The following is a 353-nucleotide window of genomic DNA, read 5'->3' as shown; positions in this document are numbered from 1 at the left end:
CTATTGATTGTTATTTTGCTGTCTTTTATGTATTTGTTTAATAATGAATTTAATTTTAAGGATTTGGGAATTGCAAAAGTCTTTTTTCTTTATGCGATGACGACCAAAATCCAGCTTCTTTATTACAACAGCAGGAAGATTAATGTTTTAATCTAAGCTGCATCAGTGTATTTTCAAGGTTGTCTGTGATTTTTTTTACCTCAATATGGGGCCTGAAAATCGAGTTTTTCCCTTTTTCTTCATCTGCAATATTGGATAAGATAATGACGGAAGTTTTGGTTTCGGGATAATAGATATTCAGGGAAGGGGAGCCTTTGATATAACCGCTGTGGAAATAAGCAATGGGATTTCCA

Annotated in this window: 1 pseudogene; it reads right to left on the bottom strand. The window is 33.4% G+C overall.

Features of this window, described 5'->3' with window-relative positions:
* Positions 1–139: 139 nt before the first annotated feature.
* Positions 140–353: pseudogene (locus SCA31_RS22705) on the bottom strand (serine hydrolase); the annotation flags it as partial.

Origin of the sequence: Chryseobacterium sp. SIMBA_028 (assembly GCF_046535285.1) — a bacterium.
Taxonomy (GTDB): domain Bacteria; phylum Bacteroidota; class Bacteroidia; order Flavobacteriales; family Weeksellaceae; genus Chryseobacterium.
Note: the sequence above shows the minus strand (reverse complement) of the source record. Positions and strands in the feature narration are given on the sequence as shown.